This is a genomic window from Kitasatospora sp. NBC_01560 (genome assembly GCF_045208415.1).
Lineage (GTDB): Bacteria > Actinomycetota > Actinomycetes > Streptomycetales > Streptomycetaceae > Kitasatospora.
In genome coordinates this window covers 4,079,353-4,102,359 of sequence record NZ_CP109364.1, presented here as the reverse complement: position 1 = coordinate 4,102,359, position 23,007 = coordinate 4,079,353, and the positions used below count along the sequence as shown (strand labels likewise).

General features: G+C 74.5%; 22 protein-coding genes. 17 read left to right on the top strand and 5 right to left on the bottom strand.

The annotated features are described in order from the left end of the window. Positions 1 to 68 precede the first annotated feature (68 nt). Complete coding sequence (locus OH807_RS17710) at positions 69 to 1,208, bottom strand: sensor histidine kinase (RefSeq protein ID WP_406211055.1); 1,140 nt, start codon at positions 1,206 to 1,208, stop codon at positions 69 to 71. A 395-nt stretch (positions 1,209 to 1,603) separates the two neighbouring features. Here OH807_RS17710 and OH807_RS17705 point away from each other — a divergent pair, with 395 nt between their 5' ends. The 11 genes from OH807_RS17705 (at position 1,604) to htpX (ending at position 13,032) form a co-directional block, all read left to right on the top strand. Further along, positions 1,604 to 2,020, top strand: a complete 417-nt coding sequence (locus OH807_RS17705) for an NADH-quinone oxidoreductase subunit A (protein WP_406199706.1) — start codon at positions 1,604 to 1,606, stop codon at positions 2,018 to 2,020. Next, positions 2,011 to 2,685 carry an NADH-quinone oxidoreductase subunit B gene (locus OH807_RS17700; protein ID WP_406199704.1) on the top strand — a complete coding sequence of 225 codons (675 nt, stop codon included), beginning with the start codon at positions 2,011 to 2,013 and terminating at the stop codon, positions 2,683 to 2,685. The genes OH807_RS17705 and OH807_RS17700 overlap by 10 nt, the downstream gene beginning before the upstream one ends. Next, complete coding sequence (locus OH807_RS17695; RefSeq protein ID WP_406199702.1) at positions 2,682 to 3,818, top strand: NADH-quinone oxidoreductase subunit C; 1,137 nt, start codon at positions 2,682 to 2,684, stop codon at positions 3,816 to 3,818. The genes OH807_RS17700 and OH807_RS17695 overlap by 4 nt, the downstream gene beginning before the upstream one ends. A 2-nt stretch (positions 3,819 to 3,820) precedes the next feature. Further along, a complete protein-coding gene (gene nuoH / locus OH807_RS17690; RefSeq protein ID WP_406211053.1) occupies positions 3,821 to 4,774 on the top strand; it encodes an NADH-quinone oxidoreductase subunit NuoH in 954 nt (317 codons plus the stop codon). 100 nt (positions 4,775 to 4,874) lie between these two features. Then, positions 4,875 to 5,459 (top strand): NuoI/complex I 23 kDa subunit family protein, encoded by a 585-nt coding sequence (locus OH807_RS17685; RefSeq protein WP_406199699.1) that lies wholly within the window; start codon positions 4,875 to 4,877, stop codon positions 5,457 to 5,459. Then, positions 5,456 to 6,217, top strand: coding sequence for an NADH-quinone oxidoreductase subunit J (locus OH807_RS17680; RefSeq protein ID WP_406199697.1), 762 nt, complete (start codon positions 5,456 to 5,458; stop codon positions 6,215 to 6,217). Before OH807_RS17685 ends, OH807_RS17680 begins: the two co-directional genes overlap by 4 nt. Then, a complete protein-coding gene (nuoK, locus tag OH807_RS17675; RefSeq protein ID WP_406199695.1) occupies positions 6,217 to 6,588 on the top strand; it encodes an NADH-quinone oxidoreductase subunit NuoK in 372 nt (123 codons plus the stop codon). The genes OH807_RS17680 and nuoK overlap by 1 nt, the downstream gene beginning before the upstream one ends. Continuing rightward, a complete protein-coding gene (locus OH807_RS17670) occupies positions 6,585 to 8,636 on the top strand; it encodes an NADH-quinone oxidoreductase subunit L (RefSeq protein WP_406199692.1) in 2,052 nt (683 codons plus the stop codon). Before nuoK ends, OH807_RS17670 begins: the two co-directional genes overlap by 4 nt. 95 nt (positions 8,637 to 8,731) lie before the next feature. Continuing rightward, complete coding sequence (locus tag OH807_RS17665) at positions 8,732 to 10,288, top strand: NuoM family protein (protein WP_406199689.1); 1,557 nt, start codon at positions 8,732 to 8,734, stop codon at positions 10,286 to 10,288. 2 nt (positions 10,289 to 10,290) lie between these two features. Then, the gene (locus OH807_RS17660; RefSeq protein ID WP_406199687.1) at positions 10,291 to 11,949 is read left to right on the top strand and encodes an NADH-quinone oxidoreductase subunit N; all 1,659 of its coding nucleotides are present in this window, start codon (positions 10,291 to 10,293) and stop codon (positions 11,947 to 11,949) included. 219 nt (positions 11,950 to 12,168) lie between these two features. Continuing rightward, positions 12,169 to 13,032: a zinc metalloprotease HtpX gene (gene htpX, locus OH807_RS17655; protein ID WP_406199685.1), complete on the top strand. Its 864-nt coding sequence runs from the start codon at positions 12,169 to 12,171 to the stop codon at positions 13,030 to 13,032. A 56-nt stretch (positions 13,033 to 13,088) separates the two neighbouring features. Here the strand turns inward: htpX and OH807_RS17650 are convergent, their stop codons facing one another. Next, positions 13,089 to 14,561, bottom strand: coding sequence for a PLP-dependent aminotransferase family protein (locus OH807_RS17650; RefSeq protein WP_406199683.1), 1,473 nt, complete (start codon positions 14,559 to 14,561; stop codon positions 13,089 to 13,091). Here OH807_RS17650 and OH807_RS17645 point away from each other — a divergent pair. After that, positions 14,560 to 15,552: a DMT family transporter gene (locus tag OH807_RS17645; protein ID WP_406199681.1), complete on the top strand. Its 993-nt coding sequence runs from the start codon at positions 14,560 to 14,562 to the stop codon at positions 15,550 to 15,552. The genes OH807_RS17650 and OH807_RS17645 overlap by 2 nt on opposite strands. Positions 15,553 to 15,688: 136 nt before the next feature. Here the strand turns inward: OH807_RS17645 and OH807_RS17640 are convergent, their stop codons facing one another. Beyond that, positions 15,689 to 16,159, bottom strand: coding sequence for a hypothetical protein (locus OH807_RS17640; RefSeq protein WP_406199679.1), 471 nt, complete (start codon positions 16,157 to 16,159; stop codon positions 15,689 to 15,691). Positions 16,160 to 16,512: 353 nt separating this feature from the next. Between OH807_RS17640 and ctaD the strand changes: the two genes are divergently transcribed. The 4 genes from ctaD (at position 16,513) to OH807_RS17620 (ending at position 20,240) form a co-directional block, all read left to right on the top strand. Then, positions 16,513 to 18,204 carry a cytochrome c oxidase subunit I gene (gene ctaD, locus OH807_RS17635; protein WP_406211051.1) on the top strand — a complete coding sequence of 564 codons (1,692 nt, stop codon included), beginning with the start codon at positions 16,513 to 16,515 and terminating at the stop codon, positions 18,202 to 18,204. A 78-nt stretch (positions 18,205 to 18,282) separates the two neighbouring features. Further along, on the top strand, positions 18,283 to 18,756 hold the full coding sequence (locus tag OH807_RS17630) for a BlaI/MecI/CopY family transcriptional regulator (protein ID WP_406199676.1): 474 nt from the start codon (positions 18,283 to 18,285) through the stop codon (positions 18,754 to 18,756). A 3-nt stretch (positions 18,757 to 18,759) separates the two neighbouring features. After that, complete coding sequence (locus OH807_RS17625; RefSeq protein ID WP_406199673.1) at positions 18,760 to 19,755, top strand: M48 family metalloprotease; 996 nt, start codon at positions 18,760 to 18,762, stop codon at positions 19,753 to 19,755. An 83-nt stretch (positions 19,756 to 19,838) separates the two neighbouring features. Then, a complete protein-coding gene (locus OH807_RS17620; protein ID WP_406199671.1) occupies positions 19,839 to 20,240 on the top strand; it encodes a YccF domain-containing protein in 402 nt (133 codons plus the stop codon). A gap of 87 nt (positions 20,241 to 20,327) precedes the next feature. Here the strand turns inward: OH807_RS17620 and OH807_RS17615 are convergent, their stop codons facing one another. Continuing rightward, positions 20,328 to 21,338, bottom strand: a complete 1,011-nt coding sequence (locus OH807_RS17615; RefSeq protein ID WP_406199669.1) for an NADP-dependent oxidoreductase — start codon at positions 21,336 to 21,338, stop codon at positions 20,328 to 20,330. 140 nt (positions 21,339 to 21,478) lie between these two features. Between OH807_RS17615 and OH807_RS17610 the strand changes: the two genes are divergently transcribed. Continuing rightward, entirely contained in the window at positions 21,479 to 22,414 is a 936-nt protein-coding gene (locus tag OH807_RS17610; protein ID WP_406199666.1) for a LysR family transcriptional regulator, read from the top strand. A gap of 50 nt (positions 22,415 to 22,464) precedes the next feature. On the opposite strand, the gene mug is transcribed toward OH807_RS17610, so the two are convergent. After that, positions 22,465 to 23,001, bottom strand: a complete 537-nt coding sequence (gene mug, locus OH807_RS17605) for a G/U mismatch-specific DNA glycosylase (RefSeq protein ID WP_406211049.1) — start codon at positions 22,999 to 23,001, stop codon at positions 22,465 to 22,467. Positions 23,002 to 23,007 lie beyond the last annotated feature (6 nt).

Below are 23,007 nucleotides of genomic sequence, written 5' to 3'. Positions count from 1 at the left end.
TCCCGGCCCCTCGGCGTCCGGGCCGGCGGCGTTCCGTGTCCGGCGGCCGCCCCGGCGGTGGTCGCGGGTCAGCGGCGGGCGGCGCGGGTGTGCCAGGGGAGCTCGACGGTGACGGTGGTCGGCCCGCCGTGCGGGCTCTCCACCAGGAAGACGCCGTCGACCGCCCGGATCCGCTCCGCCAGCCCGCCGAGGCCGCTGCCCGGGTACGGCGCCGCGCCGCCCTTGCCGTCGTCCTGGACGAGCAGCATCAGCTGGTCCCCGGCCCGCCAGGCGTCGACCGTGGCCGAGCGGGCGCCGGAGTGCTTGGAGACGTTGGTCAGCAGCTCGCTCACGGTGAAGTAGGCGATTCCCTCGACCGCGGAGTCCGGGCGTTCCACCGTGCCGTCCGCACCCTTCAGCTCGACGTTCACCTTGACCCCGCCGGGCACCGTGCAGCGGGCGGCCACCGCGGAGAGCGCCGCGTCCAGGCCGCGGTCGGTGAGCACCGCCGGGTGGATCCCGCGGGCGAGGTCACGCAGCTCCTGGAGGGCGAGCTTCACCTCGCCGTGCGCGTTGTCGACCATCCTGGCGGCGGCCTGCACGTCCTCCGGCGTCTCGGTCTCCCGCAGCCGCTCCTTGGCCAGGCCGAGGTCCATCGCCAGCGCCACCAGCCGGGCCTGGGCCCCGTCGTGCAGGTCGCGCTCGATCCGGCGCAGGTCGGCGGCCGCGGTGTCGACCACGGTGCCGCGGTCGTCCTCCAGCTCGCGCACCCGCTCGGACAGGGCGCCCTGGTGCAGCAGGGTCTCGACCAGCATCCGGTCGATCGCCGCCTCGAAGCGGACCACCCAGGGCAGGGCCGGCCAGCCGATGATCACGCAGATCAGCGTCACCGCGAAGCTCAGCAGGCCCCAGGGCAGCAGCAGCACGTTGTAGAGGGCCGAGCGCCAGCTCAGCGCATCGGTGAGGTGCGCGATCGCGAAGCCCGTGACGCCCGGCCGGGGCCGCTGGACCGGCTCGGGCTCGCTCACCGCGGAGCCGTGCACCCACCGGGCCCGGCGGCGGGCGACGGCGCCCAGCCCGCGGCAGCCGGCCAGTCCGGCGGCCAGCAGCGGCAGGCCGATCACCGTGACGGAGAGGGCGAGGCCGACCGAGAGCATCACGACGGTGAAGACGAACCCCGCGATGCCGAGCGGCAGGTTGAGCATCAGCTGGCCGGCCTGCCGCCACATCCGCGCGCCGTACAGGGGAGCGCGTTCCGTCTGCGCGCCCTGCTCCTCGGTGGCGTCCGCCGCGCGGCGGTGCAGAGACTTCATCTGGATCTACCGTTCCTGTCGGTCGAGCTGGTGATCCCCAGCTTCCCCGGAAAGGGGCCGCCAGGGCCATGGGGGTGATACGTCCTCCCGGCCGGGGGTTATCCCCACCCCCGGAACGGGACCGTCCGGCCGCGGGGAGCCGGAGCGGCGTCCGCGAGGTGTCCACCGGTCGTCTTGCGGATCGGGCGGGGTACGGCGCTGCGCGGCGGTGCACTTAGACTCACGCATTGGCGAAGGTTATGACCGTGTAAAGAAACGTCGTAGAACTGCCCCGACGGGCGGTTTCCACGGCCGATGTGGAGGCGAGTGGCATGGAGGGGCAGCCGGCAGCTGCCGTTGCTGCCGACCCGGCGGTCGGTAGCGGCTACTTCGACGCGTATGCCGCGATGGGCCTGCTCGCCGTGGTCGGCGTGCTCTTCGTCGCCGTGGCGTTCACCGCCAACCGGCTCCTGCGGCCGGTGGTGTACTCGCCGGAGAAACTCCTCGCCTACGAGTGCGGCGTGGACCCGGTGGGGGAGGACTGGGCGCACACCCAGGTCCGCTATTACGTCTACGCCTTTCTGTACGTGATCTTCGCGGTCGACGCGATCTACCTGTTCCCGTGGGCGACCGTCTTCGCCTCCGCCGGATACGGCGCCGGGACGCTGATCGAGATGTTCGTCTTCATCGGCTTCCTCGCGGTCGGGCTGCTCTACGCCTGGAGGAAGGGCGTGCTGGAATGGACGTGACGCACAACCACGCGCACGCGCACGGTGCCGCCGGAGGCCCGGTCCCGCTGGGACTGCCGGACCCGGCACGCCCCGGTGCGGCCGTCGAGCGGCGCGGCCTCGGCCCGCTGGCCCGGCTCGCGCCGGACCCGGTCAAGGTGGTCCTCAACTGGGGACGCCGCTACAGCCTCTGGTGCTTCAACTTCGGCCTGGCCTGCTGCGCGATCGAGTTCATCGCCGCCTCCATGGCCAAGCACGACTTCATCCGCATGGGTGTCATCCCGTTCGCGCCGGGCCCCCGGCAGGCCGATCTGATGATCGTTTCGGGGACGGTCACCGACAAGATGGCCCCCGCCGTGAAGCGCCTCTACGAGCAGATGCCCGAGCCGAAGTACGTCATCTCCTTCGGCGCCTGCTCCAACTCGGGAGGCCCCTACTGGGACTCCTACTCCGTCACCAAGGGCGTGGACCAGATCATCCCCGTCGACGTCTACGTGCCCGGCTGCCCGCCGCGGCCCGAGGCGCTGCTCCAGGGCATCCTCAAGCTCCAGGAGAAGATCGCCGCCGAGTCGCTGCCCGAGCGGTACGCCGCGCCGGACGCCGCGCTGCGCCGCCCGCTGGTGGCGGGGCCCGCGACCGAGAGCCCGACCGAGCGCCCCGCCGCGTCCGAAGGAGGCGTCTCGTGAGCACGGCCGAGCAGTACGCGGCGTCGGTCGGCGAGTGGGCCACCGGCGCCGAGGCGTACGGGCTGATCACCGTCGACGTGCCCGCCGAGCACTGGATCGAGGCGCTCACCGCGGCCCGGGACACGCTGGGGCTGGGCTTCTTCGACTGGCTGAGCGCCGTCGACGAGCTGGCCGACGGTTTTTCCGTGGTCGCCCACCTGGCCTCCGTCGACGCCCCGGGCGTGCGCCACCTGGCGCTGCGCACCCGGGTGCCGCGCGACGCGGCCGCCCTGCCGACCGCCGTCGCGGTCTACGCCGGTGCCGCCTGGCACGAGCGCGAGACGCACGAGATGTTCGGCATCGACTTCCCCGGCCACCCCTACCTCGCCACCCTGCTGCTGCCGGACGGCTTCGAGGGGCACCCGCTGCGCAAGGAGTTCGTGCTCGCGGCCCGGGTCGCCAAGGCCTGGCCGGGCGCCAAGGAGCCGGGCGAGTCCGACCACGGCGACGGGCCGGCGCGGCGCAAGATGCAGCCGCCCGGCGTGCCCGACCCGAACGAGTGGGGGCCGCTCAAGGGCACCCTGCCGCCCGTCGCCGAGCGGCCCGCGCGCGGTGCCCGGGCGGCGGGCGCGGCGGCGCGTACGCCGCGGGCCGCCGCGGGTGCGGCGGGTGCCGGTGCGGCGCCGGCCGAGGGCGGGCCCGCGGTGCGGGCCGACCGGCCGCGCCGCACCAGGACGGTCGGCGACGGCTCGGTGAGCCAGGCCGACGAGGCGGCGCAGGCCGCCGGGCCGGCGGAGGGTGCGGCGGAGACCGCCGCCCCGCCGGTGCGCGTCGACCGGCCGCGCCGGACCAGGTCGGTCTCCGAGGGCTCCGCGAGCCAGGCAGCCGCCGAGGGCGCCCCCGAGGCAGCCGCCGAGGGTGCTCCCGGGGCACCTGCCGAGGCGAAGCCGGAGCGGCCGGCCCGGACGCAGTCCGCGGACGCGCCCTGGCACCACGCCGTGCCCGCGCACGACGAGCCGCAGGGTGACCGGCCGCACGGTGCCGAGCCGAAGAGTGCCGAGCCCGAGGGTGCCGAGCCCGGGGACGGGACGTCCCGGGGCGGGCGGAACGAGAACCCGGCCGAGCCGGCCGACCAGGACGGGGACAGCGCGTGAACCTGCTCGACACGTTGCTGCGCTGCGTCGCCACCCTCGTCGTCTTCCTCACCCTCCCGCTGGTCATCGGCCAGACCGAGCACAAGGTGATGGCGCACATGCAGGGCCGGCTCGGCCCGATGTACGCCGGAGGCTTCCACGGCTGGGCGCAGCTCGTCGCCGACGGCGTGAAGTTCGCGCAGAAGGAGGACATCGTCCCGGCCGACGCCGACCGGCGGATCTTCCAGCTGGCGCCCGCCGTCTCGCTGCTGCCGTACCTGTTCGTGCTGCTCGCTGTCCCGGTCGGCCCGGACGGCTTCGTCGGCCAGGCCGTGGACGCGGGGCTCTTCTTCGTGCTCGCCGTGATGGGCGTCGGCGTGATCGGCAAGCTGATGGCCGGCTGGGCCTCGGCGAACAAGTTCTCGCTGCTCGGCGGTCTGCGGACGGCCGCCCAGCTGATGTCCTACGAGCTGCCGATGGTGCTCGCCGCCGCCTCCGTGGCGATGGCGGCCGGGACGCTCTCGCTGCCCGGGATCGTGGACGCCTGGCAGTGGTACTGGATCCCGTGGCAGATCATCGGCGCGTTCGTGTTCTTCACGGCCGGCCTGGCCGAACTTCAGCGCCCGCCGTTCGACATGCCGGTGGCCGACTCGGAGATCATCTTCGGCGCGTACACCGAGTACACCGGCCTGCGCTTCGCGCTCTTCCTGCTCTCCGAGTACGTGGGCATCCTGGTCGTCTCCGCACTGACCGCGGTGCTCTTCCTGGGCGGCTGGCACGGCCCGCTGCCGGACCAGCTCGGCTGGCTCTGGACGATCCTGAAGACCTTCGCGCTGGCCTTCGTGGTGATCTGGCTGCGGGTCACCTACCCGCGACTGCGCGAGGACCAGCTGATGAAGTTCGCGTGGATCGTGCTGATCCCGCTCGCCCTCGTCCAGCTCGCCCTCACCGGCATCATCAAGGTGGCGATCTCATGACCACGCGGTGGGGACACCCCCGGCCGGAGGCCGTGGGAGAGACCAGCACTGACAGGCGCGCACGGGCGGACGCCCCTGCCGAGCAGAGCGAGGCGGGCGCATGAGCTTCCCCGGCGCCGGCCTGGCCAAGGGCCTGGCCGTCACCCTCCGGACGATGACGAGGAAGAGCGTCACCGCGCAGTACCCCGAGGTCCAGCCCGTGCTGCCGCCGCGTTCGCGCGGCGTGATCGCCCTGCTGGAGGAGAACTGCACGGTCTGCATGCTCTGCGCCCGTGAGTGCCCGGACTGGTGCATCTACATCGACTCCCACAAGGAGACGCTGCCCGCCGCCGACCCGAACGCGCGCGCCCGCACCCGCAACGTGCTGGACCGGTTCGCGATCGACTTCTCGCTCTGCATGTACTGCGGGATCTGCATCGAGGTGTGCCCGTTCGACGCGCTGTTCTGGTCGCCGGAGTTCGAGTATGCGGAGACCGACATCCTGGAGCTGACCCACGAGCGGGACAAGCTCCGCGAGTGGATGTGGACCGTCCCCGCGCCGCCGGCGCTGGACCCGGCGGCCGAGGAGCCCAAGGAGATCGCCACCGCCCGCAAGGCGGCGGACAAGCTGGTGGCCGCCGCGGTCAAGGCCGCCGAGGCTGCGGAGGCCGCCGAGGCTGCTGGAACGGAGGGTGACGCGGAATGAGTGCCACCCTGCTCGCCGCGACCGGGTCGCTGGACCCGGCCGCGCGCTCCTTCCTCTCCCCGACCGGGGTCGAGATCGTCTTCCTGCTGGTCGGCATCGCCGTGCTCGGCTCCGCCGTCGTGGCCGTCACCACCAAGCAGCTGGTGCACGCCGCGCTCTGGCTGGTGGCCGCGCTCGGCGGGCTCGCCGTGGAGTTCCTGCTGCTCACGGCCGAGTTCATCGCCTGGGTGCAGGTGCTGATCTACCTCGGCTCGGTGGTCGTCCTGGTGCTGTTCGGGCTGATGCTCACCCGGGCGCCGATCGGGCGCTCGCCGGACGCCGACTCGGGCAACCGCTGGGTCGCCCTGGTGGTCGCGCTGGCCTCGGGCGGCACGCTGGTCACGCTCGTCGTGGACGCCTTCCGGACGTCCTGGATCGACCTCGGCGCGGGCGGCGGCTCGGCGGCGGTGACCGGCGCCAGCCTGTTCCGCACCTGGGTGCTGCCCTTCGAGGCGCTCTCGGTGCTGCTGCTGGCCGCACTGGTCGGCGCGATCGTGCTCTCGCGCGGGAACGCCCGGCGGGTGCCGGCGCCTCGGGCCGGGCGGATCCGGGCCGGCCGGCCGGTGGGCTCGAACGGGACGGTCGCCGCGACGGTGCCCAGGCCCGCGGCCCCCGCCCCGGCGGCGGAGTCGCCGGTCCCGTCGGTCCCGTCGGATGCGCCGGCCTCGCCGACCCCGCCGGTCCTGCCGACCTCGCCGGTCCCGCCGGAGGAGAGCTGATGCATCTCGCCTACCCCGCCGTGCTCGCCGCGCTGCTGTTCAGCGTCGGCGTCTACGGCGTGCTCGCCCGGCGCAACGTCGTCCTGGTGCTGATGTCCGTCGAGCTGATGCTCAACGCCGTCAACCTCAACCTCGTCGCCTTCGACGCCTGGCTGCGGGACTCCCTGCACGCCGGGCAGGCGCTCACCCTGTTCACCATCACCATCGCCGCCGCCGAGATCGGTCTCGGGCTCGCCATCGTGCTGCTGCTGTTCCGGGCCCGTGGCACCGCGGACGTCGACCGGGTCACTGCGCTCGGCGACCCGTCCGAGTCCGCGGCCGAGGAGACACCGGCCGGAGCCGAGGCGCTGAAGGGCCAGGCCGTCGCATGAACCTCGCCCTGCCCGCCCTCGTCCCCGCGCTGCCCGCGCTCGGGGCCGCCGCCACCCTGGCCACCGGCAAGAAGGTGCCCGGTCTGGCCCGGCCGCTGGCGATCGTGCCGGTCGCCGTGTCGGCCGTGCTGGCCCTGGTCGTCGCGCTCCAGCTGGGGACCGGCCAGGTGCTGGACGCCGGCACCCGGCTCACCCCGACCGGTGGCCCGGACATCACGCTCGGCTTCTACCTGGACGGCTACTCCTCGCTGATCTCCGTCCTGGTCGGCCTGGTCGCCACCTGCGTGCAGGTGTACTCGACCGCCTACCTGAAGGACGACCCGCGCTACCCGTCGTACGCGGCGCTGGTCTCGCTCTTCACGGCCGCGATGTTCCTGGTCGTCTACTCGGGCGACCTCATCGTGCTGCTGGTCGGCTGGGAGGTGATGGGCATCTGCTCGTACTTCCTGATCGGCCACCACTGGGAGACGGCCGACGCCCGCTCGGCCTCGCTGAAGGCCTTCCTGGTCACCAAGCTCGGCGACGTGCCGTTCCTGTTCGGCATCTTCCTGCTCGGCGCCGACGCCGGCAGCTTCCGGATCCCGGACGTGCTGGCCGCCGCCACCGACGGGCGGCTCGGCCACCCGACGCTGATCGCGCTGCTGCTGCTCGCCGGCGTGGCCGGCAAGAGCGCGCAGTTCCCGCTGCACACCTGGCTCCCGGACGCGATGGCCGGCCCGACGCCGGTCTCCGCGCTGATCCACGCCGCCACCATGGTCGCGGCCGGCATCTACCTGGTCGCCCGGCTGCTGCCGGTCTTCCTGCTCTCCGGTGCGGCGCTGGTGGTGCTGGCGGTGATGGCCGCCGTGACGATGATCGGTTCGGCGCTCTGCGCGCTCGCCCAGGACGACCTGAAGCGGGTGCTCGCCTACTCGACCGTCGGCCAGCTCGGCTACATGGCCGGGGCGCTGGCCAGCGGCGACCGCGAGGCCTCCGTCTTCCACCTGGTCAGCCACGGCGCGTTCAAGGCGCTGCTCTTCCTCGCGGCCGGTGTCGTGATCCACGCCGCGCACACCAACTCGATCTCCGAGATGTCCCGGATGCCGGGGCTGCGCCATCGCGTGCCGGACGCCTACTGGACGATGGGCATCGGCCTGGTGGCCCTGATCGGGCTGCCGCCGCTCTCCGGGTTCTTCAGCAAGGAGGCGGTGCTGACCGCCGCCGAGCACGCCGCCAACGGCGACGCGCTGACCAACGGCGTGGGCCCGGCCTCGGCCGTCCCGCAGGCGGCCGGGTGGATCGTGCTGATCTCGGCGGCGCTCACCGCGCTGCTGACGGCGGCGTACGCGACCCGGCTCTTCCTGGTGGCCTTCCACAGCCCGGCCGCAGCCGCTTCGGCGGCACCCGGCCCGACCCCGGCCGCCGCGGATCCCGCCGCGCACGAGGCGGACGCGCCGTACTCGCCCGAGGTGGACGAGGCCGACCCGGCCACGGCCGAGCCGCCCGCGATGCGCTGGCCGCTCTGGGTGCTGGCCGTCCCGACCATGGCCTTCGGCGTGGCCGGACTGCGCTCGGGCTGGCTGCCCGCCCTGCTGGACGGCGGCTCGCTGCGGCCCTCGGCCGTGACCGCCGTGACCGGCACCGGCCTCGCCGTGGCCGGCGTGCTGCTCGCCTACGGCGCCTGGCGCTCCGCCACGGCGCGGCTCGGGGCCGGCCGGCCCGCCCCCGCAGCGGCCGGCCGGGTGCCCGAGCAGGCCGGGGCACCGGCTGCCGAGGTGATCGTCGCCGACCCCGGACGCACCCTGCTCGGCCCGCTGTTCGGCCCGGCCCGGCACGGCTTCGGCGTCGACCGGCTGTACAGCGCGCTGTTCGTCCGCCCGGTGGCCGCCGCCGCGCAGTTGGTCCGCTTCCTCGACCGCGAGGTCGTGGAGACGTACGTGCGCGGCAGCGGGGCCGGCGCGAACCTGCTCGGGCGGGCCGTCCGGCTCGCCCAGACCGGCAACGTGCAGACCTACCTCAGCGCGCTGCTCGCCGGCGTCGTCCTGCTGGCCGTCCTGGTGGCGGTGTAGCGGATGCCGTACGTCCCTCTCCCGACCCGGCCGAACCTCCCGACCCGGTCGGCCCGCCCGGCCCTTCCGACCGCCGCAGCCCGTAGGAGCCCCCGATGAACGCGGTCCTCATCGCCCTCCTGGCGCTGCCGCTGGCCGGGGCCGCCGTCACCCTGGCGCCGGTGTTCGGCCCGGACGCGGCCGCCGCCGACCGGCGCGCGCTGCGGCTGAACAGCGTCGTCACCGGTGTCGTGCTGGTGCTGACCGCCGTCCTGGCGGCCGGCTTCGACCACGACGAGCCCGCCAGGATGCAGGCCACCACCGACGTGTCCTGGATCCCGGCGATCGGCGTCCGGTTCCACCTCGGCGTGGACGGCATCTCGCTCCCGCTGATCGTGCTGACCGCGCTGCTCACCTTCCTCTGCGCGCTGTACTCGGAGAAGCGGCTGCCCGCGGGCGCGGAGGTGCCGTCGGCCCGGGCGTTCGTGGGCCTGTTCCTCCTCCTCGAAGTCGGCATGCTCGCCACCTTCGCGGTGCTGGACCTGCTGCTCTTCTTCCTGGCCTTCGAGATCGTGCTGATCCCGATGTATTTCCTGATCGCTCGCTGGGGGAGCGGGGCGAAGGCGCCGGCCGCCAACCGGTTCATCCTCTACACGCTGCTCGGTTCGGCCGTGATGCTGCTCGGCTTCCTGCTGGTCGGCAGCAAGGCGGGCACCTTCGACATGCAGGCCCTGGCCGCCGCGCACGGCAACGGCCTGAGCCACACCACCCAGGTGGTCGCCGGGCTGGCGATCATGGTCGGGCTCGCCGTCAAGGCCCCGGCCTGGCCGCTGCACAGCTGGCTCCCGGACGCGCACACGGCCGCCCCGACGGTCGGCTCCGTGCTGCTCGCGGGCGTGCTGCTGAAGATGGGCACGTACGGTCTGGTTCGCGTCCTCCTCCCGGTCGTCCCCGACGGCACCGCGACGCTCGCCCCCTACCTGGGCGCGTTCGCCGCGGTCGGCATCGTCTACGGCTCGCTGGCCTGTCTCGCGCTGGCCCGCCCGGGGGCGAAGGGCGACCTCAAGCGCCTGATCGCCTACTCCTCCGTCGGCCACATGGGCTTCGTGCTGCTCGGCATCGCCTCCCTCACCCAGGTGGGCGTCAACGGCGCGCTGTTCGCCAACATCGCGCACGGTCTGATCACCGGTCTGCTCTTCTTCGTGGTGGGCGCGCTCAAGGACCGCTACGGCACCGCGGACCTCGACACCGTGGCCGGCGCCACCGGCGGAGCCCTGTACGGCCGGGCGCCGCGGATCGGCGCGCTGCTCGCCTTCGCCGCCGTCGCCAGCCTGGGGCTGCCGGGGCTGGCCGGCTTCTGGGGCGAACTGCTCGCGATGTTCGGCGCGTTCGACCCGGCCGAGGGGCTCTCGCGCCCCGCGTTCGTCACCTACATGGTCATGGCCGGCCTCGGCACCCTCCTCACCGCCGCGTACCTGCTGGTCGTGGTCAGGCGGGTCTGCATGGGCGACCCGAAGCAGCCGGCCCCCGTGGCCGAGCTCGCCGACCTGCGCCCGTACGAGGCCGTCAGCTGGACGCCGCTGGCCGCCCTCACCCTGCTGGCCGGGCTCTGGCCGGCGCTCCTGCTCGGTCTCTCCGACCCCGCCGTCAAGCACCTCCTCGGGGGTGGCTGAGCATGCTCGGACCCCAGCTCGCCGCACTCGGACCTCACTCCACGGGGCAGCCCACTGTGACCTCCCTCGCCGTAGCCGACCCGGGCAGCCTCATCCAGTCCGTGGACTGGGTGGCGATCGCGCCCCCGCTGATCGCCGCCGTGGCAGCCCTCGCCGTACTGGTCACCGACCTCTTCCTGCCCGAGCGCCACAAGAGGTGGCTCGGCCGGCTCACCGTCGCCGGGCTCGCCCTCGCGCTCGCCGCCCTCCTTCCGCTCACCGGGGGGTCACCCCGGGCGACCTTCTGTGCGCAGAACGTAGCAGCGGCCACTGACAGCGCACTGCCCGGCGGCTCCGCCGCGGCGGGCTGCTCGTACGTCGCCGACCACTTCGCGCTGGTCTTCCAGCTGCTCGCGCTGGGCGGCGCGCTGATCGCCGCACTGCTCTCGGTGCACACCGTCGACGGCAGCGCGTCCGACGGCGCGTCCGGCGACGGCCCCGGCGCGGGGCTGCCGCGCGGTGAGTACTGGTTCCTGCTGCTGTCCAGCGCCACCGGCGCCGCCCTGCTGCCCGCCTCCCGCGACCTCGCCACCCTGGTGATCGCGCTGGAGGTGGCCTCGCTGCCGGCCTTCGCGCTGGTGGCCCTGCGCCGGGACGGCCGGGGCGCCGAGGCCGCGCTGAAGTTCTTCCTCTCCTCCGTCACCGCGACCGCCGTGATGCTGCTCGGCGTCGGCTTCGTCTACGCCGCGAGCGGCAGCCTGCACCTGGGCGCCGTCGCCGACGGCCTGGCGCACGCCCCTGCGCAGCTGAAGCCGCTGGCCGAGGCCGGTGCGGTGCTCACCCTGGTCGGCTTCGCCTTCAAGGTCGCCGCCGTCCCGTTCCACTTCTGGGTGCCCGACACCTACGTCGGTGCCCCGCTGCCGGTGGCCGGCTACCTCTCGGTGGTCGGCAAGGCGGCGGGCCTGTCCGGCCTGGCGCTGGTCACCACGATCGCCTTCCGCCCGTACGCGCACACCTGGGGCCTCGTGCTCGCGGTGCTGGCCGCCCTCACCATGACGGCCGGCAACGTCGGCGCGCTGCGGCAGCGCTTCGACACCCGGTACAGCGCGGTGCGGCTGCTCGCGTGGTCCTCCGTCGGCCAGGCCGGTTACCTGCTCGTCCCGCTCGCCGCCGCCGGGTACGCGCCGGACGGGACCGACGCGCTCGGCGCGACCGCCGCCTACGCGCTGATCTACGGCGTGGTGAACCTGGGCGCCTTCGGCGTGGTCGCCGCGGTCGGCCGGACGGCCGGGACGAGCGTCGACGACTTCCGCGGCCTGTTCGCCCGGCGCCGCTGGACGGCCCTGGCGCTCGCCTTCTTCCTGCTCTGCCTGGCGGGGCTGCCGCCCGGCGTGATCGGCCTGTTCGGCAAGGTGGTGGTGTTCCGCGCCGCGGTCGACGCCGGGCTCGGCTGGCTGGCGGTGATCATGGCGGTCAACGTGGTCGTCGCGCTGTACTACTACCTGCTCTGGACGGCACGCCTGTTCGCCCCGGCCGACGCGGCGGCGCCGGCCGCCGCCGACTCCGGGCGCCGGCTGCCGGTGTCGCTGGCGGCCACCCTGGGCCTCACGGCCGGTGCCGCCGTGGTGCTCTCGGTGGCCCCGGAGCTGGTCCTCCAGGTGGTCGGCGGCACCCTGTTCTGAGGCCGCCGTACGGTGGCTGCCGGGCGCGCCGCCGGAACGGCCGCCGCACGGGGGCGGGGCACGGGCCGCGGACGTGTGCGGCGGTGGCCGCCGGGCCGCCCCGGCGGCAAGCGGGTGTCGCGCTGGTCACAAGGGAACAAGGCCGACGGCCTCGCCCGTTGAGCGTGCAGAGGGACGAGGCAGAGAGGGCTTCCCCACCGCACCATTGGAGGGCCTGCCGTGCACCGCCGGCACAACGGACTGAGGACCGCAGCACTGCTCGGCGGCCTCTCGGCGCTGATCCTCGTGATCGGCAGCTTCTTCGGCCGCACCGGCTTCGTGATCGCCCTGCTGGTCGCGCTCGGCACCAACGCCTACGCGTACTGGAACAGCGACCGGCTCGCCCTGCGCGCGATGCGGGCCCGGCCGGTCAGCGAGATCGAGGCCCCGCGCCTGTACCGGATCGTCCGCGAGCTCTCCACCTCCGCCCGGCAGCCGATGCCCCGCCTCTACCTCTCGCCGACCCCGGCGCCGAACGCCTTCGCGACCGGCCGCAACCCGCGCAACGCGGCGGTCTGCTGTACCGACGGCATCCTGCAGCTGCTGGACGAGCGCGAGCTGCGGGGCGTGCTCGGGCACGAGCTGAGCCACGTCTACAACCGGGACATCCTGATCTCCTCGGTCGCCGGGGCGCTCGCCTCGGTGGTGATGTTCCTGGTGAACTTCGCCTGGCTGGTGCCGTTCGGCCGCAGCGAGGACGACGACGGGCCGGGGCTGTTCGGGATGCTCGCGATCATGATCCTCGGGCCGCTGGCGGCCTCGCTGATCCAGCTGGCCGTCAGCCGCTCCCGCGAGTACCAGGCCGACGCCGACGGGGCCCGGATGACCGGCGACCCGCTCGCCCTGGCGAGCGCCCTGCGGAAGCTGGAGACCGGGACGCGGCAGCTGCCGCTGCCGCCGGAGCCGCAGCTCCAGACGGCCAGTCACATGATGATCGCCAGCCCGTTCCGGCCGGGCGAGGCCGGGGCGAAGCTCTTCTCCACCCACCCGCCGATGGCGGAGCGGATCGCCCGGCTGGAGCAGATGGCGGGCTACCGGGGCTGAGGCTCCCGCGCCCGCCCGGGGGGAGCGGCCCACGCCCGGCGGCCCCGGCCCGGCGGTCACCCCCGTGTCGCCCCCACCACCTCCTCGTACGCCCGGCGGAGCCGGTGGACGCCCTCGGCGGCCTGCGCCGGGCCGTTGGCGGCGGCGTAGCTCAGCCGCAGGTGCGGGGCCGGCGGTTCGGCCGGGTAGTAGGGCCGGCCGGGAGTGATCAGGACGCCGGCGCGCAGGGCGGCGGCGGTGAGTGCGGTGTCGTCGGTGCCGTCGGGCAGCCGCAGCCACAGGTGGTAGCCGCCCGGCCGGTACGCGCCGAGCAGGCCGGGCAGCTCGCGGCGGAGCGCGGCCACGGTGGCGGTGCGGCGGTCCCGGAGCTCGGCGCCGAGGGTGCGCAGGTGGCGGGCCCAGCCGGGATCGGCCACCAGCTCCAGGGTGGCCTCCTGGAGCGGCCGCGGCACGAAGAAGCTGTCCACCACCTGGGTGGCCCGCAGCCGTTGCAGGGCCGGGCCGCGGGCGGTGAGCGCGCCGATCCGCAGGTTGGGCGAGGCGGCCTTGGTCAGCGAGCGCAGGTGCACCACGACGCCGTCCGGGTCGTCGGCGGCGAGCGGCCGGGGCAGCGCGGGGGCGTCGGTGTGCACGAGCCGGCGGGCGAAGTCGTCCTCGACGACGAACGCGCCGGCCGTGCGGGCGATCCGCAGCACCTCGGTGCGGCGTTCGGGGGAGAGCACCGCGCCGGTCGGGTTCTGGAACAGCGGCTGGCAGACGAAGAGCCGGGCCCGGGTGGCGTCGAAGGCGGCGGCGAGCTGGTCGGTCCGCACCCCGTCCTCGTCCACCGGGACGGGGACCACCCGCAGGCCGGCCGCGCGGGCGACCGCGAGGATGCCGGGGTAGGTCGGCGACTCCACCAGGACCGGGGCGCCCGGGGCGGCCAACGAGCGCAGCGCGATGGTGAGCGCGCTCTGCCCGCCGGCCGTGATCAGGACGTCGCCGGCGCCGAGCGGACCGTTGTTGCCGCCGATGTCGCGGGCGAACCAGCCGCGCAGCTCGGTCAGCCCGTCGACCGGGGGCCGGTCCCAGGCCCCGGGCCGCCGGCCGGCCCGGGCCAGTGCGGCGGCGAGCAGCCGCTCCGGCAGCAGTGCGGCGTGCGGGTAGCCGCCGTTGAGGTCGATCACGTCCGGCGGCGGCACGTTCAGGGTGGCGAACAGCGGCTGGGCGCCGTCGAGGCGGAGGCCGCCGTCGGCGCTCAGGGCGACCTCCTGCCAGGAGAGGTCGCCCGGCCGGGCGGGCGGCGGGGCGGCGGGCGGCGGTCCGGAGGTGCCGGCGAAGGCGGCTGCCCGGAAGACCCCGGCACCCGGCCGGGAGACCACCAGGCCCTCGGCGGCCAGTACGGCGATGGCCCGGGAGACCGTCACCGGGCTGACCTGGTGGCGCTCGACCAGGGCCCGGCTCGACGGCAGCTTCCGCCCCTCGGGGTAGCGCTCCACCTCGCTCCGGAGTATTCCCGCGAGATCGCCCACGCTGCTACGCTCGTTCATGACAGCACAAGATAGCGCTACCCGGCCCGCGGCGATAGCACCGCGAGCGGTGACCGCCCCGGCGCCGAGCACCGCACCCGCCGCGACTGCTGCACCCGCCGCGCCGGCCGCGACTGCCGCGCCCGCCGGCTCGGGTTTCGGCTCCGGCACGCTGCTGGCCGCGCTCGGCGTCCTCTCGTTCTCCTTCAGCTTCCCGGCCACCGCCTGGGCCCTGACCGGCTTCGGCCCCTGGACGTCGACCGGGCTGCGCGGCGCGCTGGCCGGGCTGCTCGCCGCCGGCTGCCTGGCGGCGGCCCGCGTCCCCGTCCCCGCGCGGCGGCACTGGCCCGGGCTGCTCGTGGTCGCGGCCGGCTGCGTGCTCGGCTTCCCCCTGCTCACCACGCTGGCCCTGCGGGCCTCGTCCACGGCCCACTCGGCGGTCGTCATCGGCGTGCTGCCGCTCGCCACCGCCGTGTTCGCGGCGGTGCGCACCGGCCGGCGCCCGTCCCGGGCGTTCTGGGGTGCGGCGGTGGCCGGGGCGGCGGCGGTGCTCACCTTCACCCTGGTGCAGAGCCACGGGCGGCCGACCGTCGCGGACCTCTGCCTGTTCGCCGCGCTGCTGGTCTGCGCGGCCGGGTACGCGGAGGGCGGGCGGCTCTCCCGGGAGCTCCCGGGGTGGCAGGTGATCGGCTGGGCGGCGGTGGCCTCGCTGCCGGTCACCGTGCTGACCACGGCGGTCGCGCTGCCGGCCGAGCCGGTCCACCTGGGTGCGAAGGCGCTGGCCGGGCTGGCGTACACGGCGGTCGTCTCGCAGTTCTGCGGGTTCGTGCTCTGGTACCGGGGGATGGCGGCGATCGGGGTGCCGCGGGCCAGTCAGCTCCAGCTGGCGCAGCCGCTGCTGACGCTGGTCTGGTCGGTGCTGCTGCTGGGCGAGGACCTGCCGGCGGCGGCCCCGCTGACGGCGGGGGCGGTGCTGGTCTGCATCGCGGTCACCCAGCGCGCCCGGGTGTGAGCCGTGGCGGGCCGGGGCCGCTGCGGGGAGCGACGGGGGCGGGGCCGTTGCGGGCGGGCCGGACGTCGCCGCGCCCGGGACCGGTGCTGCTCGGTCCGGGCGCGGCGGCGGTCGGCGGGGGGACCGCCCGCACGGGCTAGAGCTCGTCGGGGCGGTAGACGCAGAGCGCCCAGATGATGAAGACGTCCATGGCGATCACGACGATCGACCAGAACGGGTAGTAGGGCAGGTCCAGGAAGTTCTCCAGGGCGCTCACCGCGGTGAGCACGATACCGGCGTAGCGGGCCCAGGAGGCGCCCTTGAGGAGGAACGCACCGACCACCGCGACCAGCACGCCCACCACGATGTGGATCCAGCCCCACCCGGTGAGGTCGAACCGGAACACGTAGCGCGGGGTCGTCACGAAGAGGTCGTCGTCGGCGACCGCCATGATGCCGCGCAGCGCCTCCATGAAGCCGTTGATCAGCATCAGGACACCCGCGAAGATCACCAGTCCGGGTGCCCAGTCGCTGAACCGGTTGACCGACGGCGGCGGTGGCGGCGCCCCGGTGCCGGATCGCCAGGGCGGGGGCTGGTCGGGGGTGGGCGACGACGCTGGGCTGCTCATGGGTTCCTCCTGGGCCGTAGCCGGGCCGGCGGCATGACGCGACCGGCAGCCGAACAGGCGTACGGAAAGGCGTACGGACTTCGACCGTCCGCCGGACCGGGGCGCGGGGCAATCGGGCCGCGGCTGTTCGGGTGACGGGCCCGCGCGGCCGACGGGCGTCGCGGCCGCCGCCTGGTACTGGTGGGGCGACCGCTGTCCGGGCCCGGCCCGTCGGCCCGGGCGGGCGGTCACCGGCGGGCCGGGCCCCCGTCCGGCCCGACTACGGAAGGCGCCACGTGACTCTTCTGCCGAAGGACGTCGTGGAGCAGGCTCCGCGCCCGTCGCGCACGCCCCGGTTCGACCGCTCGCGCGCGGTGCGCCGCCGCCGGCGCGGCCGGGCCCTGGTCGGCTGGCTGACCACCACCGACCACAAGCAGATCGGCACCCTCTACATCACCACCGCGTTCCTGTTCTTCCTGCTCGGCGGTCTGATGGCGATGCTGATGCGGATCGAGCTGGCCCGGCCGGGGCTGCAGCTGCTCTCCAACGAGCAGTTCAACCAGCTCTTCACGATGCACGGCACGGTGATGCTGCTGATGTTCGCGACGCCGCTGTTCGCCGGGTTCGCCAACTGGATCATGCCGCTGCAGATCGGTGCCCCCGACGTGGCCTTCCCCCGGCTCAACGCGCTCGCCTACTGGCTCTACCTGTTCGGCTCGCTGATCGTGATGTTCGGCTTCCTCACCCCGGACGGCGCGGCCGACTTCGGCTGGTTCGCCTACGCGCCGCTGAACAGCGCCGAGCGCAGCCCCGGGCTCGGCGCCGACCTGTGGATCATGGGCCTGGCCTTCTCGGGCTTCGGCACCATCCTCGGTTCGGTCAACTTCATCACCACGATCGTCTGCCTCCGCGCGCCGGGGATGACGCTGTTCCGGATGCCGATCTTCGTCTGGAACATCCTGCTCACCGCGGTACTGGTGCTGTTCGCGTTCCCGGTGCTGGCCGCCGCGCTGCTCTGCCTGGAGTCGGACCGCCGGTTCGGCTCGCACGTCTTCGACGCGGCGAACGGCGGGGCGATGCTCTGGCAGCACCTGTTCTGGTTCTTCGGGCACCCCGAGGTGTACATCATCGCCCTGCCGTTCTTCGGCATCGTCACCGAGATCATCCCGGTCTTCAGCCGCAAGCCGGTGTTCGGCTACTCCGGCCTGGTCGCGGCGACGATCGCCATCACGGGCCTGTCGATCACGGTCTGGGCGCACCACATGTTCGTCACCGGCCAGGTGCTGCTGCCGTTCTTCTCGATCATGACGATGCTGATCGCGGTGCCGACGGGGGTGAAGTTCTTCAACTGGATCGGCACCATGTGGCGGGGCTCGCTGAGCTTCGAGACCCCGATGCTCTGGACGGTCGGCTTCCTCGTCACCTTCCTGTTCGGCGGGCTGACCGGGGTGCTGCTGGCCGCGCCGCCGATCGACTTCCACGTCTCCGACTCGTACTTCGTCGTCGCCCACTTCCACTACGTGGTGTTCGGGACGGTCGTCTTCGCGATGTTCGCCGGCTTCCACTTCTGGTGGCCGAAGTTCACCGGACGGATGCTGGACGAGCGGCTCGGGCGGATCCACTTCTGGACGCTCTTCGTGGGCTTCCACGCCACCTTCCTGGTGCAGCACTGGCTGGGGGCCGAGGGGATGCCCCGCCGGTACGCCGACTACCTGGCCTCGGACGGCTTCACCACGCTGAACACCGTCTCCAGCATCGGGTCGTTCCTGCTCGGGCTCTCCACCCTGCCGTTCCTCTACAACGTCTGGCACACCGCCCGGTACGGCGAGAAGGTGACGGTCGACGACCCGTGGGGGTACGGGCGGTCGCTGGAGTGGGCCACCTCCTGCCCGCCGCCGCGGCACAACTTCGTCGCCCTGCCGCGGATCCGTTCGGAGTGCCCGGCCTTCGACCTGCACCACCCCGCGATCGCCGAGCTGGACCGGCGGCAGAACGCGCGCGAGCCGCAGGAGCCGGTGGCCGGCCGGGACCGGGGCGCGGGGCCGTCCGGGCCGGGCGGGCCCTGAGGCGGCCGGGGGCCGATCGATAGGATGAGAACGCGCTCCGCCGGCTGCGGGGCGCGGCATCCGGAGGGAGTGGCCGTCATGGCAGAGGAGAGGCACGCCCCGGCGGCCGGGGATCCACGGGCCCGGCGGCGCGGCCAGGGCGAGCTGGAGGCCCAGGTGCTGGCGGTGCTCCAGCGGGCGCCCGGTCCGGCCACCGCGGGGTGGGTGCAGGAGCGCCTGGACGGCGGCCTGGCCTACACCACGGTGATGACCATCCTGTCCCGGCTGCACGCCAAGAAGGCCGTCTCGCGGACCCGCGCCGGCCGCTCCTACCTGTGGCAGGCCGCCTCCGACGCGGCCGGGCTGGCCGCGCTGCGGATGCGCCGGATGCTCGACGGCGAGCCGGACCGGGACGCGGTGCTGGCCAGCTTCGTCACCGCGCTGCTGCCGCACGACGAGGAACTGCTGCGGACACTGCTGGACAGCGCGGCCCCGGACGGCCCGGCACCGGCCGGCGCGGCCACCGTACCGGGCGCCCCCGCCGAGCCGGCAGCGGCCGATCGCGAGCGCTGACCGGTGGGCGTCTTCGTCTTCCTCCCGCTCATCCTGCCGCTGACGGCGGTACCGATCGCCCGGCTGGCCGAGCAGCACCTGCACCCGCGGGGCGCGGCCCGGCTGCTGACCGTGATCAGCGCGGTGATGGCACTGTGCAGCGCCGTCTGCCTCGGCCTGATCGGCGTGGTGGGCACCGCCCAGATCCCGGGCAACCCGCTGCCGGACAGCTGGTCCGACCCCGAGGTGCGGGCGGCGCTGCCGTACCACGAGACGGTCGGCACGGCGGCGCTCTGCGTGCTGGTCGTGGTGGCCGCGGCCGGGGTGCGGACGGTGCTGCGGCACCTGCGGGTCCGGGCCCGGGCCCGGCGGGCCCTCGGCGGCGGCCTGTTCGGCGGCGGCCTGTTCGGTGGCGGACTGCCGGGCGGCCTGCCGGGCCGGGCCGACGCCGACGTCGCCGTGCTGCCCGACGACACCGCCTACGCCTACGCGCTGCCCGGGACGCCCGGGCGGGTGGTCGTCTCCACCGGCATGCTGGCCGGGCTGGCCGCCGACGAACGCGAGGCGCTGCTCGCCCACGAGCGTGCGCACCTGGCGCACCGGCACCACCGCCACCTGCTGGCCACCCAGCTCGCGGCCTGCGTCAACCCGTTCCTCCGGCCCCTCCAGCACGCGGTGGCCTACAGCGCGGAGCGCTGGGCGGACGAGGAGTCGGCCCAGGCGGTCGGCGACCGGCGGGTCACCGCGCGGGCGGTGGCCCGGGCGGCCCTGGTCTCGCACTGGGCACCGGCCCCCGGGTTCGCCGCCTTCGCCGCGCCGGCGGCCACGCCCGGCCCGGTGCCGCGGCGGGTGGCCGCCCTGCTCGGCCCGGTGCCGGCCGCCCGGAACTGGCCGCCGGCGCACTCCCGGGCCGGCCTGGCCGCGATGGTGGCGGCGGTCGGCACGGCCGCGTCGGCGCTCTGCGCGCTCAACGCGGCGGTGGCGCTGCTGCTGGTCCTGAAGGCGGTCACGCCGCTGTAGCGCAGAGCTGCCGCGTAGACACGCCTGTGGGCGGGGAGGATCAGTCATAGGTGCCGGCAGCACAGCGTGAGAGGGTGCCCACCATGAAGGTGATCGAGTTCGTCCTGAACGCCATCTGGCTGATCTTCTGCGGTATCTGGATGGCTCTCGGCTATGTGATCGCGGGAATCATCTGCTGCATCCTCATCATCACGATTCCCTTCGGCATCGCCTCGTTCCGGATCGCCGGCTTCGTCCTCTGGCCGTTCGGGCGCACCACCGTCGAGAAGCCGGACGCCGGGGCGCCGTCCTGTGTGGGGAACGTGATCTGGTTGGTGTTCGCGGGGTGGTGGCTGGCGCTGATGCACCTGGTGACGAGCATTCCGCTGTTCATCTCGATCATCGGCATCCCGTTCGGCTGGGCCAACCTCAAGCTGATCCCCATCTCCCTGATGCCGCTGGGCCGGGAGGTCGTCCCGACCGACGAGCGGTGGGGCGGCCGGTAGGGCGCGGACGTCACCGGCCCGGCGGAGGCAGCAGCCTCCGCCGGGCCGGTCGTGTCCGTGGGCGCGGTCGGCGCCGGGCCGGTCAGGTCAGGGGGCGTCGGTGAGCTGGACGATCATCTTGCCGGTGTTGGCGCCGCGGAGCATGCCGAGGAAGGCGTCGACCACGTTCTCGAAGCCCTCGACGACCGTCTCGTCCGGGACGACGGCGCCGGAGCGCAGGTGGGGGACGAGGAAGTCGTACAGCTCGGGGCGGGCGTCGAGGTGGTTGCGGACGAGGAAACCCTCCAGGCGCAGGCTCTTGCCGACCACGTCGTAGAGGTTGCGCGGGGCGGCGGGCGGGTCCTGGCGGTGGTTGTACTGGGCGACGGCGCCGCACCAGGCGATCCGGCCGTGGTCGCGCAGGGCGGCGATGGCGCCTTCGAGGTGGTCGCCGCCGACGTTGTCGAGGTAGACGTCCAGGCCGGTGGGCGCGGCCTCGCTGAGCCGGTCGGCGATCGGGGCGTCGTGGTAGTCGAAGGCGGCGTCGAAGCCGAGGTTCTCCGTGAGGTGGCGGACCTTGGCGGCCGAGCCGGCACTGCCGATGATCCGGCCGGCGCCGAGCAGCCGGGCGAGCTGTCCGGCGGCGCTGCCGACGCCGCCGGCGGCTGCCGAGATGAAGATCGTCTCGCCGGGCTGGAGGAGGGCGACCCTGGTCAGGCCGACCCAGGCGGAGAGCCCGGTGCCGCCGAGCACGCTCAGGTGGGCGGTGAGCGGGACGCCCGCGAAGTCGGGCAGCACGGTGGCCTCGGTGGCGCCGACCACCGAGTGGGTGCGCCAGGCCCGGCGGTGGTGGACCAGGGCGCCGACGGGCAGGGCCGGGGTGCGGGACTCCACGATCCGGCCGAGCGCGCGGCCCTCCAGCGGGGCGTTCAGCGCCCAGCCGCCCTCGTCCATCTCCTCGCGCATGTACGGGTCGACGGACTGGTGGATGTTCTCGACCAGGGCGTGGCCGTCGGCCAGGGCGGGGACGGTCTCCCGGACGAAGGCGAAGTTCTCGGCGGCGGGGGCGCCGGCCGGGCGGGAGACCAGGTGGACGGCGGTGGCGGTGGGGCGGGACATGGGAGCTCCGGTGCTGGGAGGGGGAAGGCGGGGTGGACGTGATCACCGTAGGAAGTGCGGTGCCACCCCGGGCAGGGGTCCGCGTCGATGGAAGGGCCGGTGCCATGAGCCGGATCGATGGATACCGGTAGGTTCGGGGGATGACCGACACCCCGCCGGGATCCGGGCCGGCCCCCGATCTCGCCCCGCAGGAGCTGCGCGTCCTGGTCGCCGTCGAGGAGGAACGGGGCTTCACCGCGGCCGCGGTGCGCCTCGGTACGACGCAGTCCGCCGTGTCGCACGCCGTGCGCACCTGCGAACGGAAGCTCGGCGCGGTGCTCTTCGACCGCGGGCGCCACGGCGCACGCCCCACGGCCGCCGGCGCGCGGGCCGTCGGGTACGCCCGGCGGATCCTGCGCCTGCTGGAGACGATGGGCCCCGAGGTGCGGGGAGCCGTCGCCGGGGAGGCGTCCGCCGAGATCACCGGGGTGCTGCGGATCGCGGCCTTCCGCAGCGTCGCCGCCCACCTGCTGCCGTCCGTCCTGGCCCGGCTGACCGCCCGCCACCCGGGGCTCACCCCGCAGGTCCGGATCGTCCGCGAGCTCGGCCGGGGCACGGCCGGCGAGGTCGCCGACGGCCGCGCCGACCTCGGGCTCGCCACCCTCGACGCGGGCGGTCCCCCGGCCGTCCCGGGGCTGATCGCGGTCCGGCTGTTCGAGGAGACGTACGCACTGGCGCACCGGGCCGGGGATCCGGCGCCGCGCGAGCTGCCGCTGGTCGACTGGGACGAGAACTGCGGGTCGTACACCAGGGCCTGGTGGGCCGAGCAGGACTGGATCCCGCCGCGGACGATCAACGTCGAGGACGACACCATCGCGGTCTCGCTCGTCTCCCAGGGGCTCGGCATGGCGATCATGCCCCGGAGCGCGCTGCTGGGGGCCCCGCCCGGCCTGGCGGTGACCGATCTCGGTCCGCGGCCGCCCAGCCGCTCCGTCGGGTACGTGACCACGCCCGAGCTGGCGGGCACGGCGGCCGTCCGGGCGCTGATCCGTGAACTGCGGGCGTCGGCCCTGCCGGAGGGCCTGTCGGCGGCCTGAGCGTTCCGGGGCGTCCGGGGCGTCCGGGACACCCCCGGCGCCCCGGGCGGCTACGGGCGGGCGGGCGGCTCCGCCACCGCCTCCCGCAGCCGGCGGAACTCCTCCGCCAGCGCGTCGAGCGTGTAGTGCGCGTTGAGTCCGCTCGGGTTGGGCAGCACCCAGACCTCGGTCTCCCCGATGCCCTCCGGCTGCCGTCCGATGCTCGCCGTGCGCCGCCCGAAGGCCGTCCGGTAGGCGCCGATGCCGAGGACGGCGAGGGCCCGCGGGCGCAGCCGCCGCACCCGCTCGACCAGGGCGGCCCCGCCCTCGCGCAGCTCGTCGGCGGTGAGCTCGTCCGCCTTGGCGGTGGCGCGCGGGGCGACGTTGGTGATCCCGAGGCCGAGGGCGGGCAGGTCGCCCTGCTCGTCCGGGCGGAGCCGGCGGGGAGTGAAGCCGGAGCGCTCCAGGGCGGGCCAGAAGCGGTTGCCGGGGCGGGCGAAGTGCCGGCCGGTGGCGCCGGACCAGAGCCCGGGATTGATGCCGCAGAACAGCACCCGCAGCCCGGGGGCGGCCACGTCGGGGATGGTGCTGTCGCGGGCGGCGAGCAGGTCCTC

Bases quoted from the DNA above. Each gene is read 5' to 3' on its own strand.
- OH807_RS17660 (WP_406199687.1), top strand. From the start codon at position 10,291: ATGCTCGGACCCCAGCTCGCCGCACTCGGACCTCACTCCACGGGGCAG.
- OH807_RS17615 (WP_406199669.1), bottom strand. From the start codon at position 21,338: ATGTCCCGCCCCACCGCCACCGCCGTCCACCTGGTCTCCCGCCCGGCC.
- OH807_RS17670 (WP_406199692.1), top strand. From the start codon at position 6,585: ATGAACCTCGCCCTGCCCGCCCTCGTCCCCGCGCTGCCCGCGCTCGGG.
- OH807_RS17680 (WP_406199697.1), top strand. From the start codon at position 5,456: ATGAGTGCCACCCTGCTCGCCGCGACCGGGTCGCTGGACCCGGCCGCG.
- OH807_RS17640 (WP_406199679.1), bottom strand. From the start codon at position 16,159: ATGAGCAGCCCAGCGTCGTCGCCCACCCCCGACCAGCCCCCGCCCTGG.
- OH807_RS17700 (WP_406199704.1), top strand. From the start codon at position 2,011: ATGGACGTGACGCACAACCACGCGCACGCGCACGGTGCCGCCGGAGGC.
- OH807_RS17710 (WP_406211055.1), bottom strand. From the start codon at position 1,208: ATGTGGCGGCAGGCCGGCCAGCTGATGCTCAACCTGCCGCTCGGCATC.
- OH807_RS17665 (WP_406199689.1), top strand. From the start codon at position 8,732: ATGAACGCGGTCCTCATCGCCCTCCTGGCGCTGCCGCTGGCCGGGGCC.
- OH807_RS17645 (WP_406199681.1), top strand. From the start codon at position 14,560: ATGACAGCACAAGATAGCGCTACCCGGCCCGCGGCGATAGCACCGCGA.
- OH807_RS17650 (WP_406199683.1), bottom strand. From the start codon at position 14,561: ATGAACGAGCGTAGCAGCGTGGGCGATCTCGCGGGAATACTCCGGAGC.
- OH807_RS17685 (WP_406199699.1), top strand. From the start codon at position 4,875: ATGAGCTTCCCCGGCGCCGGCCTGGCCAAGGGCCTGGCCGTCACCCTC.
- OH807_RS17620 (WP_406199671.1), top strand. From the start codon at position 19,839: ATGAAGGTGATCGAGTTCGTCCTGAACGCCATCTGGCTGATCTTCTGC.
- OH807_RS17705 (WP_406199706.1), top strand. From the start codon at position 1,604: ATGGAGGGGCAGCCGGCAGCTGCCGTTGCTGCCGACCCGGCGGTCGGT.
- OH807_RS17610 (WP_406199666.1), top strand. From the start codon at position 21,479: ATGACCGACACCCCGCCGGGATCCGGGCCGGCCCCCGATCTCGCCCCG.
- nuoK (WP_406199695.1), top strand. From the start codon at position 6,217: ATGCATCTCGCCTACCCCGCCGTGCTCGCCGCGCTGCTGTTCAGCGTC.
- OH807_RS17630 (WP_406199676.1), top strand. From the start codon at position 18,283: ATGGCAGAGGAGAGGCACGCCCCGGCGGCCGGGGATCCACGGGCCCGG.